The 17386-nt window shown below is 46.3% G+C and carries 14 protein-coding genes; 8 read left to right on the plus strand and 6 right to left on the minus strand.

Translation table 11 applies throughout. From position 1 onward, the window contains the following. Positions 1-422: 422 nt before the first annotated feature. Both nagA and RS891_RS20140 read right to left on the minus strand, forming a co-directional pair. Positions 423-1565 (minus strand): N-acetylglucosamine-6-phosphate deacetylase, encoded by a 1143-nt coding sequence (gene nagA / locus RS891_RS20135; RefSeq protein WP_315793009.1) that lies wholly within the window; start codon positions 1563-1565, stop codon positions 423-425. A gap of 26 nt (positions 1566-1591) precedes the next feature. Further along, positions 1592-2377: a DeoR/GlpR family DNA-binding transcription regulator gene (locus RS891_RS20140; RefSeq protein ID WP_181586478.1), complete on the minus strand. Its 786-nt coding sequence runs from the start codon at positions 2375-2377 to the stop codon at positions 1592-1594. A 457-nt stretch (positions 2378-2834) separates the two neighbouring features. Between RS891_RS20140 and RS891_RS20145 the strand changes: the two genes are divergently transcribed. Continuing rightward, positions 2835-3755, plus strand: coding sequence for a LysR family transcriptional regulator (locus RS891_RS20145; RefSeq protein ID WP_064636917.1), 921 nt, complete (start codon positions 2835-2837; stop codon positions 3753-3755). A 494-nt stretch (positions 3756-4249) separates the two neighbouring features. Here the strand turns inward: RS891_RS20145 and RS891_RS20150 are convergent, their stop codons facing one another. The 3 genes from RS891_RS20150 to RS891_RS20160 form a co-directional block, all read right to left on the minus strand. After that, positions 4250-5071, minus strand: coding sequence for a carbon-nitrogen family hydrolase (locus RS891_RS20150; protein ID WP_315793010.1), 822 nt, complete (start codon positions 5069-5071; stop codon positions 4250-4252). Positions 5072-5119: 48 nt separating this feature from the next. Next, positions 5120-6766, minus strand: a complete 1647-nt coding sequence (locus RS891_RS20155) for an ABC transporter substrate-binding protein (protein ID WP_315793011.1) — start codon at positions 6764-6766, stop codon at positions 5120-5122. A gap of 202 nt (positions 6767-6968) precedes the next feature. Further along, the gene (locus tag RS891_RS20160) at positions 6969-7985 is read right to left on the minus strand and encodes an ABC transporter substrate-binding protein (protein WP_315793012.1); all 1017 of its coding nucleotides are present in this window, start codon (positions 7983-7985) and stop codon (positions 6969-6971) included. Between the two features lie 259 nt (positions 7986-8244). On the opposite strand from RS891_RS20160, the gene RS891_RS20165 reads away from it, so the two are divergent. The 7 genes from RS891_RS20165 (at position 8245) to RS891_RS20195 (ending at position 15709) form a co-directional block, all read left to right on the plus strand. After that, positions 8245-9453 (plus strand): pyridoxal phosphate-dependent aminotransferase, encoded by a 1209-nt coding sequence (locus RS891_RS20165; RefSeq protein WP_315793013.1) that lies wholly within the window; start codon positions 8245-8247, stop codon positions 9451-9453. 361 nt (positions 9454-9814) lie between these two features. Further along, positions 9815-10918: a glutamate 5-kinase gene (gene proB, locus RS891_RS20170; RefSeq protein WP_076288974.1), complete on the plus strand. Its 1104-nt coding sequence runs from the start codon at positions 9815-9817 to the stop codon at positions 10916-10918. A gap of 97 nt (positions 10919-11015) precedes the next feature. Further along, the gene (locus RS891_RS20175) at positions 11016-12263 is read left to right on the plus strand and encodes a glutamate-5-semialdehyde dehydrogenase (protein ID WP_315796378.1); all 1248 of its coding nucleotides are present in this window, start codon (positions 11016-11018) and stop codon (positions 12261-12263) included. A gap of 35 nt (positions 12264-12298) precedes the next feature. Then, a complete protein-coding gene (proC, locus tag RS891_RS20180; RefSeq protein WP_113051981.1) occupies positions 12299-13159 on the plus strand; it encodes a pyrroline-5-carboxylate reductase in 861 nt (286 codons plus the stop codon). Further along, positions 13156-14379 (plus strand): 2,3-diketo-5-methylthiopentyl-1-phosphate enolase, encoded by a 1224-nt coding sequence (locus RS891_RS20185; protein ID WP_315793014.1) that lies wholly within the window; start codon positions 13156-13158, stop codon positions 14377-14379. The genes proC and RS891_RS20185 overlap by 4 nt, the downstream gene beginning before the upstream one ends. Beyond that, positions 14376-15053: a 2-hydroxy-3-keto-5-methylthiopentenyl-1-phosphate phosphatase gene (locus RS891_RS20190; protein WP_315793015.1), complete on the plus strand. Its 678-nt coding sequence runs from the start codon at positions 14376-14378 to the stop codon at positions 15051-15053. Before RS891_RS20185 ends, RS891_RS20190 begins: the two co-directional genes overlap by 4 nt. A 2-nt stretch (positions 15054-15055) precedes the next feature. Next, on the plus strand, positions 15056-15709 hold the full coding sequence (locus RS891_RS20195) for a methylthioribulose 1-phosphate dehydratase (protein ID WP_036607600.1): 654 nt from the start codon (positions 15056-15058) through the stop codon (positions 15707-15709). A 151-nt stretch (positions 15710-15860) separates the two neighbouring features. Here RS891_RS20195 and RS891_RS20200 read toward each other — a convergent pair whose 3' ends face one another. Further along, entirely contained in the window at positions 15861-17039 is a 1179-nt protein-coding gene (locus tag RS891_RS20200) for an IS110 family RNA-guided transposase (protein WP_315792330.1), read from the minus strand. Positions 17040-17386 lie beyond the last annotated feature (347 nt).

The following is a 17386-nucleotide window of genomic DNA, read 5'->3' on the forward strand; positions in this document are numbered from 1 at the left end:
TTTCACCTCATCATAAGTTCGGTCCTTGGAAGAGCCTCATATATTCATCTAAAAGTGAAGCTCTTGAATGACATAAATATATCACCCTGTCCTTCATTGTTCCAAGATATAATATCTATAGATGTAATAGGTTTAACCTATAATGAGTGAAATGCAAATAAACCACTGCGCTATGCAGAGGTTACAATTGATAACAATTATCATTATCATATAAGTCTTATACTACGTTCCAGCTTCTTCCCTGTCAATGCTTTTTATGTTAAACAGAAAAACAGCCCTATTATCAGGGCTGCGATGACAAGTCTAACCTGCTCCAGATGATCCCGTCCAAAATCAGTACAACCACAAATAAATAAACGAATGAAATAGCCCACTAGACTTATCTAATGGGCTTTTGCTGTGGAATCGCAAATAATAGTGATTTATAGAATTTGACCGCCCACCATCGTCCAGAGAACCTTAAATTCATCATCCAATAGGACCAGGTCGGCATCGAAACCAGCGGAAATTTCCCCCTTTTGTTGAAATCCAAGAATATTGGCCGGCGTAGTTGAAGCCATCTGTACGGCATCTATCAAGGGAATTCCGGTTTCGACAGTATAACGTAAGGCTTCATTCATGGTAACTGTACTGGAGGCCAGTGTATCATCCTCCAGTCTTGCAATGCCACCCGATACCGTGACATGATGGCCTCCAAATAGATAATTCCCATCGCCCATACCCATTGCTTGTAAAGCATCTGTGATCAAGACCATTCCTTCCGGTCCTTTCAGGTTATGCATCAGTCGAATAATAGCAGGATGCAGATGGACATTATCCACAATAGCTTGAAGACTTACATGTTTCTCTTCAAAAGCAGCCACAATCAGACCCGGATCTCGATGATGGATCGGCCGCATGCCATTAAAACAATGCGTAACATGACTCGCACCTGATGCAAAGGCTTGTTTGGCTTCCTCATATGTGGCATCCGAATGAGCGATCGCTATAACTACTCCCTGTTCTTTCAAAAAGGAAATCAAGTCCATTCCTCCCGGCAGCTCGGGAGCAATAGTAACCATCTTAATGAGTGACCCTGCTTCCTGGAAAATGATCTTCATTTCTTCTATGTTGGGATGCCGCAAATACTTTTCATTCTGCATTCCTTTTCGCTTCGGGTTCAGATACGGTCCCTCTAAGTGAATCCCTGCGATCTTTGCTCCCACTTCTTGTCCTATTACACGCTTGACACTACGAATCATTTTCAGAAGATCCTCCATCGTAGAACTAACAGATGTAGCCAGAAATGAGGTACACCCCGTTAAAGCACATTGGCGTGAAACTTCTTGAATACTCTCTTCAGTACCGTCCATCATATCAAAGCCATTGGCACCGTGAATATGGACATCTATCATTCCTGGGACTAGCAAATGTCCACTCCCATCAATCCGTTCATACTCTCCTTCTAGCGTAGGAAGATCACCTGTGTCTACCCTCATGATTTTCCCTTCAGAAATCCACACATTGGCTGATGGAACGATACGATTGCGAAGTGTCATTTGTACATTATGCAAAATATAATCCATAAAAATCCTCCTCTTCCCGATGGTTATCAGTCTTGCATTCGAACCTCTTCATTTTCTTCCTGACACTCAATAACAGTGATGTTCTTCTGATCCAGAACTTCTCTGATCTCACTCGGGAGTTCCAGATTTGTGACTAAAATGTCAACGAAATCAAAGTCCAGCCGATGAATAGATTTGCCAATAAATTTTGTGTGATCGGCTACTACGATAACCTGATCAGATCTTCTGGCCATTTCTTTCTTTACCCGGGCATCTTCTTCATATGGATAATAAAGTCCATCAGACCGAATCGCCGATGCTCCAATGAAGGCTTTATCAGCACGAATTTCACTTAGTTTATCAATAATGGAAGAACCATATAAAAAGCGGTGCTTTACATTCAAGTAACCACCGAGAATATAGATTTGAAGATCCTCTCGATTGGACAAGATCCCTACGTTATCAATCGAGTGCGTGACCACCGTACAATTTTTTGCGCTAATTTGTTCTGCTACAAATTGCACCGTGGTTGATACGTCTAAAATCACAGTCTCATGGTCTTGGATAAGTTTTGCCCCAAACTTCCCTATTTTTTTCTTACTCTCGGATTCATCAATCAAACGATCCTGATAAGACAGCATTTCTTTCTGTAACTCAGGTAACGATAGCCCCCCATGAGTTCGAATCACAACGCCTTCTTGTACTAATCTAACAATATCCCTTCGTGCAGTATCCCTTGATACTTCAAACAGCGTACATATATCTGTAACACTCATCGATTGATGTTGTTTCAAGTATTCGAGTATTTTTAACAATCTTTCCTCTTGATACACAATACATGCACCCCCTTTTAAGTAATTATAAGCATTATTTTAATTTTATCAAGTTATTATAAGTAAATATTAAGTAAGTGCAAGTATTTATTCCTGACTGTTCAATAAAAAAGACGTTAGCCAGATGAATTTACATCCGTTAACGTCTTCATAAGTTAAGATTTACTGCTAAGAAAAAATTAATGAACGGATTTCGGAGCCATTTGCTTAACAAATTGATTTAAATCACTCAGATAAATTCGATCTTGAGTCCAGTGGATTCCCAATAGGTTTTTTTTAATGCTCGTTGCAGAATTGGACTTCACGCTTTTCACTCCCTTGGGACAGTTCTTTTTGTTATAGTTTTGCCTGTGTTGTATTAACTCTTTTTAAGCAGTGCAAGCGTTTCAGCAAAAATAATGATTTCTTCATTTGTAGTGATATAATGATGGCATAACGAAAGGAATGACGTGTGGATATGGAATTCAGACAACTTCAATATACGCTGCAAATCGCGGCAGAGCGGAACTTCTCGCGGGCAGCAGAGAAGCTGCACATTGCCCAGCCTTCTTTAAGTCAGCAGCTATCCAAACTTGAAAAGGAACTGGGCGTACTGCTATTTCAGCGTAATACCAGCACCGTAGAGTTGACCCATGCAGGGGTCACTTTTGTAGAGCAGGCTCAGAAAATTATTGATGCAGTCGAGCTGCTCAGACAGGAAATGTCGGACATTTCCCAGCTGCGGAAAGGTAAAGTCGTTGTAGGCAGCATGCCGATCACGGGCTCTCACCTGCTTCCGCATGTGCTTCCCGCATTTCAGCAGGCCTATCCCGAGATTGAAGTAACCTTGCTGGAAGACTCCGGGCTGACGCTTGAAAAGTTGACGGCTAGTGGCAAGGCTGACTTAAGTCTGCTATCCCTCCCATTGCAGGAGCCAAGTCTATCTTATGTAACGATTGGTGAAGAGCGAATTGATCTGGCTGTCCCCCCAAATCACCCGCTGGCACGCAGAGGAGATCCGGAGCATCCAGTTCCAGTACGGATGGAAGAGCTTCGCGATGAACCCTTTGTTGTGCTGAAGAAAGGACAGGGATTCCGCAAGCTTACATTTGATCTGTGTGAGGAGGCGGGGTTTGACCCCAATGTGGTGTTTGAGAGTACAAATATTGAGACGGTGCAGTCATTGGTGGCTACAGGTATGGGGATTACACTCGTTCCGCGCTTTATTGCCCGCGCGCCCCGCAGTGAATTTGTTCCTGTTTATGTACCGCTAGCTGAGCCAACTCCCAGTCGTACCCTTGTAGTTGCATACCGCCAAGGACGGGTTCTCTCCAAAGCCGCGGAGGCATTCATTCATACGTTTCAACAAACCGTTGCCGAGCTCTCTCAAGGAGAATAATTGGACGGTCAACGTATTAACCCTGCTCTATACATGGCAATAAAATAAACAAAGGCTTGACCCATAAGGGCCAAGCCTTTGTTCTATACTCGTCTCCCGCATCCGCAGGATAAAGTTCTTACATGGTATTAGCAGTACATCATCGTTACAGCACAATGTTGCTAAATCATCATTGAATTGTTAACGTAAAAACGTACATATGAGAATTTAAAGTTTGGCGGTTTATTTTCGCAAATCACGTTCACTTGTCAGTCTGTTCTGTTGATTCACAAGGCGGCCTTCGTCCTGAACAGAATGTTCAGGGGGTGATAGCCCTCCTGCCCCATTCTCTAAGAATGGCCTCAAGTGATCTACCCTAGTGTGTTCCTGTTCCAGTCTCCTGAGCGTATCTTTCACATGGTTGTCCATTGATTGATCATCCTCCTTGGTGACGGGATAGTTATCATTACCCGCCTCCCGGATGAATAAACACTTTATTGGAAAAATACATACTTTTATTTGCTACCAAAATAAATGCCAGGTCTACGGTCTTCGAATACCGGAATACGGCCACGAACCTCATCCACAAGCGATGGACGGATAACTCCGGTCACGATCTCTTCTCCTTCTCCGCCTTCAGCCACAATTTCACCCCAAGGATCAATAATGAGGGAATGTCCGAAAAATTCGGTATCTCCGCTTTTCCCTACGCGGTTGCAGGCAATTACGTACATCTGATTCTCGATGGCCCGTGCCGTTAATAATGTACGCCAATGGTGCAAGCGCGGGTTCGGCCATTCAGCGGGGACAATTAATGCTTTGGCTCCGTTCAAGGCAAGCGTTCGAGCAAGCTCAGGGAAACGGATATCGTAACAGATCGAAGCTCCAGCGGTGAGGCCGTTCTCCAATTCAAATATTTCCGGTTCTGCGCCAGGCTGCAAATACTTCTCTTCATCCATCAGTCGGAACAAATGCAATTTATCGTAACGTGTCACCTGAGTTCCTTCACTATTATAGGCGTACATTGTATTGTAGATTTGGCCGTCACGTTTCTCCGCAATGGAACCACCAACGATGGAGATTCGATGCTTTTGGGCAAAAGCCGCGAGCCACTCTCTTGATTTCTCGCCCTCCGGGTCAGCAAGCTCATGAATTTGTTCCAAAGCATAGCCCGTATTCCACATCTCGGGCAGCACAGCCAATCCCAGGTCGGGAACCTGTTCTATCGCTCGTTCGAGCAAAGACTGCATATGTTTATGGTTGGCCTCAGGGTCTCCGATCTGAATATCGCCCTGAATCAGGGCCACACGCATTTCCCTTTGTTGCTGTTCTGTCATGACAAGCACTCCTCTGAACCGTAATACCTGTAATCATAGCTTGATCATTCAAACATCTGCAACCTGTTTTCGTTCTGAACTCCTGCATAATAACTCGGGCAGCAATGTTAACAATCGGTTGCTCGTCATTGCATCGCCTACATTCCATGTTGTTTCCTCCACTACGTACACCTGCTCCTTCTGCACGGCTGGAAGTGCTCGCCAGCTAGGACCCTGCATCAACTTCTCTGTCGCCTGTCGTGCAATCACCTCTTCAGGAAGCAAGATAAATATATGGTCACCGGCATACTGACGAATCGCTTCTGACGAAATTTCCTTATACGCTCTGCCCGCGACAAGCGCCTCCTTCACTTTCGCAACGGGCCTGAACCCCATCGGATGATACAAGAGCGAGGTCAGACCAATATTGCCCATAACAAATAATCGTGCTCCCCGATGATACGTGAATACAGAAGCCGTTCCCCCCGGTTCAATTGAGGCATGAATCTTCATCCACATCTTTTCCATACGTTCCTGATAGGAGGAGAGCCATTGTTCAGCCTCTGATTGCTTGCCAAACCAGCTTCCCACCCTGCAAATTCGATCTTCCAGCGTTGCGTGAGAGTTGTATGCCAGTGTGGGTGCAATTCTGGAAAATTGCTCATATTGCTGTTTGTTAGTACTGTCGAAAATGATCAGGTCTGGTCTCATCCGGACTGCCTCTTCCACATTAACCGGGGCAACTGCGTCATATGACTGATCTCCTAATAAACAAATGCCCAGCACTTGCAAATCTCCGCCGAAATCACCATAAAACATAATTCGCTCGGGCTGTGCCGGAATATTCACATCATGACCCAACCAATCCTGAACCAGTGTTTGTTGCTGAATAGATCGGTCATATTGACGAGGCGATAATCCGGTCATTTGACGAAAACGCCTGCTAAAATAATACTCATCCTTAAAGCCGACCCGGGTTGCTATATCCCGAAGCGGTTCATCGGATTTACGCAGCCAATCCTTAGCATGTTTAATTCGTACATGGTTCACATAATCAAGCGGCCTGTGGCCTGTTAATTGTCTAAACAAGTTTGTATATTGCACTGGTCGGATATCTGCAAGACGGGCCAGTTTCGTTACTGTGATTTCCTCAGCGTAATGGTCTTCTACATATTGAATTGTACTGTGTAGTCTGGATTCCATACTCTGCTCCGTTTTTGGTGAAGTGTACCGGGTGATGACCATCTCCATCCATCTCTGAAACTGTGCATTCAAATGGCTGTATTCGGCATCTGTTTGATAATCCCGAATGGCATACAATTGCTCCAACAGCCCACTCAACTGGGCATAAGGATAACCGTTCAATTGATTTCTGTGTTCGAATACAGGACGCGTATACTGCTCAGGATCTCCCGTCAACACATGAATAACATCAAATGATATCACCATATATTTCAATTCCAATCGATTTCCATGTTCAATCTGATATCCCTCGCCTGGAGAAAGCGGGTAAACACATCCGGTGGTAAAGGGAAACTGTTCATGCCCTATATATATTCGACCTTCCCCTTCTTCACAGATCAAAAATGTATGTTTATCGCATGCCACTTCCAGCATCACCTGTTCTGGTTGTTCAATTCGTTGTTCCAGATGATCCAGTCGAAACATAAATGCTGAAAAATATACCCCCCCCGCATCGCCATTCAAAGCCTGCATGATGGTTCACCTCGTTTTTAAAATGAGAATGATTATCATTCTATATGTATGAACTGATTATAAGCGAGCTTTTGTCATTAATCCAGATCTCGCTGTAATCAGCACAAAAAAGAGCTTTCAACGAAATGTTGAAGGCTCTTTTTTAGTCGGCATTTTCGTTCTTAATCCAATACAATATTATGATGTATCAATCGATAAACAATTATTGAATCATTTGTTTCGGCAACTCTTTCAAAAGCCATTCTCTTGAAGTTGCATCACTTGAAGCCTTGATCAGGTCAAAGCGATACACTTTTCCTTCTTTTACAGCGGGCAGGTTCTTCCAAATCGGGCTATCCAACAATTCTTTGGTAGACTGCTTCGCATCATCCGTTACTGGGTCCAGTATAAATACGCGATCACCCGCTATTTCAGGCAGCTTTTCAGTAGAAATCTCTGCAAATCCCATTCCTTCATCTAATATTTTCTGAATTTCCGCGGTTGGCTTCATCCCATCGGCACCATATAACAACTGTGGCAGTCCTGCTCCGGCCATTACAAACAAGCGATTACCGGGATACATGGTGAATACCGAAGTCGTTTCCCCTTCTTTCAGTCCATTCTCATGAAGCTGCTTCCACATCTCTTCCGTTGCTTTATGATGGGCCGTGATCCAAGCTTCCGCTTCTGGCTTTTTGTTCAATAGATCACCAAGAGTTCGCATGCGATCGTCCAATGAGGCAAATGAATCAAAGGTAACCGTGGGTGCGACCTTCGAGATTTGAGCATATTGTGCCTCATCGCTATTCGAGAAAATGATCAGATCAGGATTCAGGGTAAGCGCCTTTTCAACGCTCAATGGGAAACCTACATCTTCCGCTTGGGCTACCTGATCATCATATACAGTTCCATCTTGACGAAGAATACCTACTGGTACAACGCCCAGCGCTAGCAGATCACCTGTAACTTCACCATGATAAATTACACGCTTCGGCGTAACCGGAACCTCTACATCATGGCCTGTCCAGTCCTTGAACATCCGGGTTTCACCCTCATTGTTATCCGCGGATGCCGTCTGTTCCTGATTGGACTCATCTCCGTTTGTCTGTGTTTCATTAACCGTTTTGGAATCATCTGTTCCGGCAGATGGAGTTGAAGTCTGATTTCCACAAGCCAGCAAAAGAATGGACAACCATGTAACTGTCAATAATACTGCCGTATTTCGTAAACCCTTTTTCATTTCTATTTCTCCCCCTAATAAGTGCTTCGTTCCTGTTTATGAATGATATTGATTATCATTATCGAGTATTATCATAAAACAGGATTTCCCCTAATCTCAATGGACAAAACAAAATATCTCATTTCAGTTTTGTACAAAAACTCAATATTGGCTCCACCCAAGTGTTCATGAAGTATTCTCCCCCTATACAGCTCGGGATTGACGTGATAAATTAATGAGTACTATATTGCCATCTTTAATAACCGGAGTGATGTATAGCATGACTAATCAGCCTAAAACATCGGGTGGTTCAGCCTTTACCATACCTACATCCGATGTAATGACACAACTTCCAACACAATTTTTTGCTACCCTAGTTCAAAATGTAAACCGCGAAATCGCAAATGGTCACGATGTGATTAACCTAGGTCAGGGTAACCCGGATAAACCTACACCAGCCCACATTGTCAAAACATTGCAGGAGTCGGCGGAGAACCCGCTCTATCACAAATATTCGCCTTTTAGGGGACATGCTTTCCTGAAGGAGGCCGTTGCTCAGCGTTACAAGGAAGATTACAACGTGGACCTAGACCCCGAAACGGAAGTTGCGATTTTATTTGGCGGCAAAACGGGCTTGGTCCAGTTGCCCCAGGTATTGCTCAATCCTGGCGACGTATGTCTCGTACCTGATCCAGGTTATCCGGATTATTGGTCCGGTGTGGCACTGGCGAAAGCGCACATGTCTTTCATGCCACTGCTGGAGTCCAATGCATTTCTGCCTGATTATGAAGCAATCTCTACCGAAGATCGGGAAAAGGCCAAGCTGATGTTCCTGAACTACCCTAACAATCCAACATCGGCAACTGCCCCTCTTTCCTTCTATGAAGATACGGTAGAGTTCGCCATTCAAAATAAAATCGTCGTAGCCAGTGACTTCGCGTATGGTGCAATTGGATTTGATGGACATCGTCCAGTGAGCTTTTTGCAGGCACCAGGTGCTAAAGAAGTCGGCATTGAGTTCTACACATTATCCAAAACCTACAATATGGCAGGTTGGCGTGTCGGATTTGCTCTGGGCAATGCGGAGATCATTTCCAAAATCAATCTGCTACAAGATCATATCTACGTGAGCCTCTTCGGGGGCATCCAGGCCGCTGCTGCGGCAGCTCTGACATCTTCCCAGGAATGTGTCACTTCACTGGTTGCACGTTATGAATCACGTCGCAACGCTTTCTATGACGCACTCTCATCCATCGGCTGGCAGGCCCCTAAACCAGGAGGTTCCTTCTTTAGCTGGCTGCCTGTACCTGCAGGCTTTACTTCTGCTTCATTTGCTGACGTGTTACTACGTGAAGCAAAAGTCGCGGTAGCACCTGGTATTGGCTTCGGTTCACATGGTGAGGGCTATGTCCGCGCAGGACTGCTAAGTGATGAAGATCGATTAAGGGAAGCTGCGGAGCGGATTGGCAAGTTGAATTTATTCAAGTAATTTACAGGTGCATAACCCCTTTGCATCTGCCAAGTTTCCATGGTATGTTATAAGGAAATATTGAACGAAACGTGATGACGGGACCAGTACGAGAGGATCAGCCGCGCCCAGAGAGTAAATTCCATCGGGCTGCAAGAATTTACCGCGGCTTCTCTCCGAAACCTACCCCTGAGCGGCCTGTGATGCACAGGACAGTGCCTTCTGTTACAGGGCATGAAGCCGGATGATCCAATCATCAATAAAGGTGGTACCGCGGAAGTAACGAACTTTCGTCCTTTTTAATTAAAAGGGCGGGAGTTTTTTTTGTACCCAACGGTCTGCTCCAGGGTTAATCATTAATATTTTTTAAGGAAGTGAAATCATGACCTCACGTATTGTAGTTAAGATCGGAAGCAGTTCGCTTACTACGGAAGAAGGCGGGCTTGATCGGAGTGCCATTACTTTTTTTGCTGGAGAAATTGCTGCCTTGGCCGAACAGGGCCACGAGGTTCTTCTGGTCACTTCGGGAGCGGTAGCTGCCGGATTCCGGGAGATCGGTTACCCTCAGCGTCCCAAGCAGTTGCATGAAAAACAAGCCGCCGCGGCTGTTGGGCAAGCTTTGCTGATGCAGGCATATCAACAGGCTTTCGCAGCGCACCGCGTTACTACAGCACAAATTCTGCTCACTCGTACCGACTTTCACAGCCGGAAACGTATGGGCAACGCGGGTATGACCGTGGAAGAACTGCTCAAACAGCGCGTCATTCCGATCTTTAACGAGAATGATACCGTATCTGTCGATGAATTGAAGTTCGGAGATAACGATCTCCTGTCCGCTCTGGTAGCGAATCTGGTCAAGGCACAGCATCTGGTCATTCTTACAGATACCAACGGTCTGTACACGGCCGATCCACGAAAGGATCCGTCTGCGTTTCGTTATGACCGCATCCCTGAAATTACGGCAGAAATTTACGCCTATGCTGGCGGTTCAGGATCATCCGTAGGTACAGGCGGCATGCGATCCAAGGTAGATGCAGCCAAAGTGGCAACGCGTGGAGGCGTACCTGTCTTTGTTGGAAGTGTGAAGGAACCTGGAGATATGCAAAGAGCGGTTGATGGCACCGGAAAAGGAACGTATTTCGAGACTCGCCTTGCCGCTCTCTCTCGCAAAAAACAATGGCTTGGTTTCATGTCTACTCCGCTTGGTACCGTCGTTGTGGATAATGGTGCCGAAGAAGCACTGGTCCATGGTGGTCATAGTCTCCTGCCTGTAGGAGTTAAACGCGTGCTGGGTACTTTCCATGCCGGAGATGTTGTAGAGGTGCTGGGTATGGATGACACCTTGCTCGGTCGTGGTATCGTCAATTATGATGATGACCAGCTACGGCTCATCGCAGGACTGCCAAGTGGCGAAGTAATGAAGCAGTTGAACAGCATTCATCGACTTGAGGTTATTCATCGGGACGAGTGGATTACGTTAAAATAGAACACCTATAATCCTACCGAGTGTACTGCTCAGGTTTATATGAGATAGCCATTAAATAATCTTTTGTTTCCACTTATATATATGGGAGGAATTTATGATGAGTGAAGTCAGGGAAAAAGCGAGCAAGGCCCAAGCCGTGGTTACGCAGCTGAATCGACTGAGCACAGAACAAAAAAATAACGCCCTGCTGGTCATGGCGGACGCATTGATTGCCCAGTTGGATTCCATTATTGCAGCAAACGCTGACGATCTGGAACGTGGCAGACAGCAAGGCACGCCAGAATCGATGCTGGATCGCCTCGCTTTAAATAAGGAACGTATCGCTGGTATCGCTGAAGGACTGCGTCAGATCGTGGAGTTGCAAGACCCTGTAGGCGAAGTGCTGGAAACTTTCACTCGTCCGAACGGATTGCATGTTGAAAAATTGAGAGTGCCCATCGGTCTAATCGGCATCATCTACGAGGCACGTCCAAATGTTACAGTAGATGCAGCCGGACTATGCCTCAAAACAGGTAACGCTGTACTACTGCGAGGCGGCTCCTCTGCCCTCTCCTCCAATCGTAAAATTGTGGAGGTACTTCATCAGGCATTGGCAACAACAGATATGCCAGCTGATGCATTGCAGCTTGTTGAGGATGCAGACCGTTCCTCCGTGGACGAAATGCTTAAGTTAAATGGACTCCTCGATGTCATCATCCCACGTGGCGGAGCTTCACTGATCCGCAATGTAGTAGCCAATGCAACAGTGCCTGTGATCGAAACCGGCGCAGGAATCTGTCATACTTATGTGGATGAATCTGCCGATCCGGTCATGGCAGCGGAGATTGCTATTAATGCCAAGGCACAGCGTCCATCCGTGTGCAACTCCATGGAAACCCTGTTGCTGCACGCCGTTTACGCCGAGGAACATCTCCCGACACTGGCTGAACAACTCCGTGAGGCGAACGTCCAGTTGAAGGGGTGTGACACGGTCCGCCGTCTCGTTCCCTCTGCCCTTCCTGTGACGGAAGAAGATTATGCAACAGAGTACAATGATTATATTTTAAATATTCGTGTAGTTCAGAACCTGGATGAAGCGATGGAGCATATCGCACGTTATGGTACAAAGCATTCAGAGTGTATCGTCACCAAGGATACGAGTAATGCAGAACGTTTTTTACATGATGTAGATGCAGCCGCTGTATACCATAATGCTTCCACACGTTTCACAGACGGATTTGAATTCGGTTATGGAGCCGAAATAGGGATCAGTACTCAGAAGCTGCATGCTCGTGGACCTATGGGGCTGCCTGCATTAACGTCAACCAAATACCGTATCACTGGAAATGGACAAATCCGGCAATAATATCGAGCTACAGTTATATAGGAGGAACGATAAATATGAGTCAAGAACAACAGACGTTATTACAACAGAAGATTACTTTTCACGGAGCAGGTGCGATGGCTGAAGCCATCGTGCGCGGATTAATTTCCCGCCTTGTCGTACGTCCGCAGGACATTACGATGCTGAACCGCAGCAACCAGAAACGTCAGGAGGAGCTCAGCACCCGTTATGCCGTACATACCGGAACTGCTGCACAATCGCTGGATCATCTCGCTGCTTCTCCAGTTATTGTACTCTGCATGAAACCGAAGGATGCTGCCGCAGCGCTGCGTGAACTTGGGCCTCTCCTGTCGTCGGATCAATTAATCGTTTCAGTTATTGCCGGATTATCGATCCGTACGATGCAATCCCTACTGGGACGCAAGCAACCGATCGCCCGCACCATGCCGAATACATCCAGTACAATCGGACTTGGCGCAACCGGACTTGCCTTTTCTGAAGAGATTACGGATGAACAACGCAGTACAGTCATGACGATGTTCGAAGCTGTTGGAATCGTGACCATCGTGCCTGAAGATAAACTCGAAGTGCTCACAGGTATTTCCGGAAGTGGTCCGGCTTATGTATACTATTTGATGGAGGCCATGATTGCCGCAGGTATTCGTGGCGGCTTGTCCAGCCAACAATCCCGCGATCTGACTGTTCAGACTGTCCTTGGTGCTTCACGCATGGTGCAGCAAACTGGCTTAGAGCCAATGAAACTCCGTAGTGATGTGACCTCCCCGGGAGGCGCAACTCAGGCGGCTCTAAAGACGCTGGACGAAGGAGATTTCTTTGAAAATGTAATCGCAGCCGTCAACCGCTGTGCAGAGCGCTCACGGGAGATGGGGGCTGCTTTGGAAGGAGATTTAAAATGAATAATATGTGCACAGCCACATATCGTCTGCATGATGATCGTGCAGACTTCCGCAAGAAGGCTGAGTCCATTGCTATCGGCATGACTGTTGGCAGTTGGACTGAATTGCCTCAGGCCAAGCGTGAGGCGATGCAGAAACATTTGGGCGAAGTCATCAGCGTTGAGGTGCATGAAGCTGAGGGCATGGCCCCAGGTGAGCGTTACGCCGATATTACCATCGGTTATCCGGATGTGAATTTCAGCCGTGACATTCCTGCCCTACTCGTGACGGTCTTTGGTAAAATCTCAATGGATGGACGTATCAAACTGACACGGCTTGGATTCTCGGATGGCTTCCTTAGCGCATTCCCTGGTCCTAAGTTTGGACTGAATGGTGTTCGTGATCTGCTAGGTGTACATGATCGTCCATTGTTAATGAGTATCTTTAAATCAGTTATTGGACTGGATGCTGACGAACTGAAGGAACAGTTTATTCGCCAAGCTCTTGGTGGAGTAGACTTGATTAAAGATGATGAAATTCTGTTTGAGAACAAACTGACTCCGATTGAGAAAAGAGTCGAGGTCTGCATGAAAGCCGCGGAACAGGCACGCAAGGAGACAGGTAAGAAACTTCTTTATGCCGCAAATTTAACTGGACCTACCTCACGCCTGAAGCAACAGGCTGAACGTGCCATAGGCGCAGGAGCAAATGCACTGTTGTTTAATGTCTTGTCTTATGGATATGACGTTCTGCACGAACTTAGCAGTGATCCGGACATCAATGTGCCAATCATGGCTCACCCTGCGCTTGCAGGTGCACTGTATCCTTCACCACACTATGGTATCTCAGCATCTGTCCTGCTGGGACAACTGATGCGACTTGCTGGAGCGGATCTGGTGCTCTTCCCTTCCCCTTACGGATCGGTTACGATGCCGAAGGAAGAGAATATGGCCATTACAGAACAATTGCTGTCATCTGAACTTCCAGTCAGAACCAGCATGCCTGTGCCTTCAGCAGGTATACATCCAGGGCTTGTACCGCTTATTCTGCGTGACTTCGGCACTGATGTCATCGTTAATGCTGGCGGAGGTATTCATGGACATCCCATGGGCACTGAGGCAGGCGGACGGGCATTCTTGCAGGCTATCGAGGCAGCCCAACGTTCCATTCCACTGGCAGAATATGCAGTCGAACATCCAGAACTGAAAAGTGCACTGGATCTGTGGGGTGGCGAACGATGAGAAGTGATAAAAAAACAGTTATTTTCTGTGATTTTGATGGCACGATCACCCTTTCGGACAATATCGTAGCGATTATGAAACATTTTAAACCTGAAGGCATTGAAGCGATTATGAAAGACACGATTGAACAGCGAATTTCGCTTCGTGAAGGTGTGGGAGCAATGTTCGCTCTGTTGCATTCTTCGCAGAAAGATGAGATTGTGGAATTTGTACTGGGACAGGCAGGCATCCGAGAAGGGTTCAGCGAATTTCTTGCATACGTTCGGAACGAGGGCATTGAATTTAATGTCACCAGCGGCGGAATGGACTTTTTTATCGAGCCTTTGCTCGCTCCATTCGATATTCCACAGGATCACGTTTATTGCAATGGGGCGGATTTCACAGATGAATTCATACGTATTGAATGGCCTAATCCATGTCAGCCTCCTTGTGAGAATGGCTGCGGCATGTGTAAAACGACGGTTATTCGTACATTCCCGGAAGAACAATATAATCGTATCCTCATTGGAGACAGTCTAACGGATTTTGAAGGTGCCAAAATTGCTGATCTTGTCTACTCCCGTTCTATCCTGACAGATAAGTGTATAGAGCTGGGTGTGGATCATGTCCCATTCACAACCTTCTACGATATTATGGAAGATATGAAACAGAAGCAAACACAAGGAGTGCTGTAAAAATGGGTTTTGAAAAGATTACATTGGAACATAAACGCCAGGTCCTCGAAGAGCTGGCTGATATCAAAGCGCTGTTTGCCAGCCGGAATTGGTTCCCTGGTACAAGTGGCAACCTGTCGATGCGTGTGGGCGACTTCGACCCGGAGCAATTCTATTTTGCAGTTACTGCATCAGGCAAAGACAAATCTCTCCGTACACCGGAAGACTTTCTGTTTGTGGACAAACATGGTAAGGCCATTGAGACCACAACCCTGAAACCGAGCGCTGAAACGTTGATTCACTGCGAAATCTATCGTTTAACCGGCTGCGGTGCCGTGTTCCATGTGCATACCGTATTTAACAACCTGATCAGTGAATTCTTTGGAGCAGATGGACACGTACCAATTCAAGGCATCGAATTGATCAAGGCTTTCAACATCTGGGAAGAAAATGCGGAGATTCGTGTACCGGTTCTGCCTAACTTTGCGGATATTCCATCTATCGCTGAATTGGTGCCAGGTGTACTTGATGCCAATGTACCAGGAATTTTGCTGCGTAACCACGGTATTTATGCCTGGGGCAAAGATGCTTTTGAAGCGAAACGTCATCTGGAAGCGTTCGAATTCCTGTTTGAAGTAATGTATCGTCAGCTGCTGCTGAAGGGTGCTACGAAATAGCAATCATTTATTCGAAATCAAAGCTGCATAAACAAAAACCAGCTAATGTTTGTCAAGCATTTCAGGTTGGATGAGTTCTCTTTTCGTGTTATACTTTTTTCGACCAACACGAATAACCTCCACGGCCATGGAGGTTTTGGTTAAATATGGATTACGCTTGGTAGGGCTGCCCCTTCTGCAAGATGGCGAAAATGTGATGCAACAGCTTGTTCGCGCAAGCGATCACAACCACCTTGTAGGGCTTGCCCTCGTTTCTTTTTTTCTCGTAGTACGAATGGATTCTTGCATTTGCATTCTTCCGCATTCCGCATTGCACCGCTAAATACAGCGATCGTCTGAGCCTTTTAGAGCCTCGTTTCGTGATTCGTGTACTGGTCGCTGTGAACTTTCCTGAACTGAAAATCCCTGGGTCAAGGCCTGCAAACGCCACAAGTTGCTTCGCATCACTAAACTGTTTTACATCACCTAGTTCAGCTACAATAGCTGCCGCCAATTTCATTCCAATTCCCGGGATGCTTTTCACAAGTTCAACTTCGGGTAGGCTTGCCGCTATTTCCTCCATTTGCTTTTCGAGCCCCTCCAGTTGCCCGATTATTGTCAGCAATAACGTGACCATCCCGAGAAGAGCCTGGCTTTGAGACGGACTACGCCGAGTTTTTTTCCAGTCACACAGCATTTCCTCCAGTTTTCCGACTTTTTCAATCGCCCACTGCTGGGAACGAGATTTTCGTGTGCCTCCTTGAATAATTTCAATCCAATCCGCTGTACCTTCCTCTAAACAACGGGCTAGTATCGTCAATGACGTTACCGAAAACACATTCGAAAATAACCCTTCGTACCTCGGAAACACTTGCTCCAATAGGGCTCTACTGTTCAGTTTTGCCTGCACAAAGATTCCTGTAACGAATTCATGCTGCCGTGTCAAATGTTGCAACTCCGTATACGTCTCATCCCAGGTCCGGTGCGGCTTCACGTCGCCACGGTAGTACATCTCTGCCAGATGCCAAGCATCCAGTGCATCCGTTTTGACTTTGCGTAGCTGGGCTCCCTTGGCTCGTTTGGACTGCAACGGATTCACCATATAGTAGGTGTAGCCACTTCGTTCCAAGTACGAAACCAATGCGCGATGGTAATGCCCTGTCGCTTCCAGAACCACCACGGGCGCCAAGCCCGTTTCGGCCTGAAGCGTGTCTAGCATGACCGAGAAACGTTCGAATCCATTCTTTTCATGTATAATCTCTACTGCTTTGCCATACGGTTCATTTCTCTTCCTAAACGCTTGAACTACACTCGAACCTTTGGCAACATCCACACCGACAACAGGTTCCATGTCCTCACTCCTTATCTTTTGTTTCGCCGGTCCTTTTCCACGATGGTTCCAAACCCATAGCTTCGCTTGTTATACGGGGTCAACTGCCCCTACCAGCCCAAACATGGTCTTTTGGAGGTCGTGGGAGAACTGTTTTTGTTACGAGGTCCTAGCCCCTAAAGCCGCCACGTTCTCCCGGCTCCCCCCATCGTAAAACGACCACAAAAAAAGGCCAACCAGTAATTACTGGCTAACCTGATAATACGAAACACGCCAAGGCTGGTATACATAGGCCTCGGCGTGTTTTTATGTTTGGGGAATTCCTTGTTTTCTATGATTTCTTTGTTTTCCCTTTTGAAAAGAGAATC

It is taken from the genome of Paenibacillus sp. BIC5C1 (assembly GCF_032399705.1).
Taxonomy (GTDB): Bacteria; Bacillota; Bacilli; order Paenibacillales; family Paenibacillaceae; genus Paenibacillus; species Paenibacillus taichungensis_A.

What these genes read in the sequence shown, in the direction of transcription:
- nagA (WP_315793009.1), bottom strand. Translation starts at nt 1,565, where the DNA reads ATGGATTATATTTTGCATAATGTACAAATGACACTTCGCAATCGTATC.
- RS891_RS20145 (WP_064636917.1), top strand. Translation starts at nt 2,835, where the DNA reads ATGGAATTCAGACAACTTCAATATACGCTGCAAATCGCGGCAGAGCGG.
- RS891_RS20150 (WP_315793010.1), bottom strand. Translation starts at nt 5,071, where the DNA reads ATGACAGAACAGCAACAAAGGGAAATGCGTGTGGCCCTGATTCAGGGC.
- RS891_RS20155 (WP_315793011.1), bottom strand. Translation starts at nt 6,766, where the DNA reads ATGCAGGCTTTGAATGGCGATGCGGGGGGGGTATATTTTTCAGCATTT.
- RS891_RS20160 (WP_315793012.1), bottom strand. Translation starts at nt 7,985, where the DNA reads ATGAAAAAGGGTTTACGAAATACGGCAGTATTATTGACAGTTACATGG.
- RS891_RS20165 (WP_315793013.1), top strand. Translation starts at nt 8,245, where the DNA reads ATGACTAATCAGCCTAAAACATCGGGTGGTTCAGCCTTTACCATACCT.
- proB (WP_076288974.1), top strand. Translation starts at nt 9,815, where the DNA reads ATGACCTCACGTATTGTAGTTAAGATCGGAAGCAGTTCGCTTACTACG.
- RS891_RS20175 (WP_315796378.1), top strand. Translation starts at nt 11,016, where the DNA reads ATGAGTGAAGTCAGGGAAAAAGCGAGCAAGGCCCAAGCCGTGGTTACG.
- proC (WP_113051981.1), top strand. Translation starts at nt 12,299, where the DNA reads ATGAGTCAAGAACAACAGACGTTATTACAACAGAAGATTACTTTTCAC.
- RS891_RS20185 (WP_315793014.1), top strand. Translation starts at nt 13,156, where the DNA reads ATGAATAATATGTGCACAGCCACATATCGTCTGCATGATGATCGTGCA.
- RS891_RS20190 (WP_315793015.1), top strand. Translation starts at nt 14,376, where the DNA reads ATGAGAAGTGATAAAAAAACAGTTATTTTCTGTGATTTTGATGGCACG.
- RS891_RS20195 (WP_036607600.1), top strand. Translation starts at nt 15,056, where the DNA reads ATGGGTTTTGAAAAGATTACATTGGAACATAAACGCCAGGTCCTCGAA.
- RS891_RS20200 (WP_315792330.1), bottom strand. Translation starts at nt 17,039, where the DNA reads ATGGAACCTGTTGTCGGTGTGGATGTTGCCAAAGGTTCGAGTGTAGTT.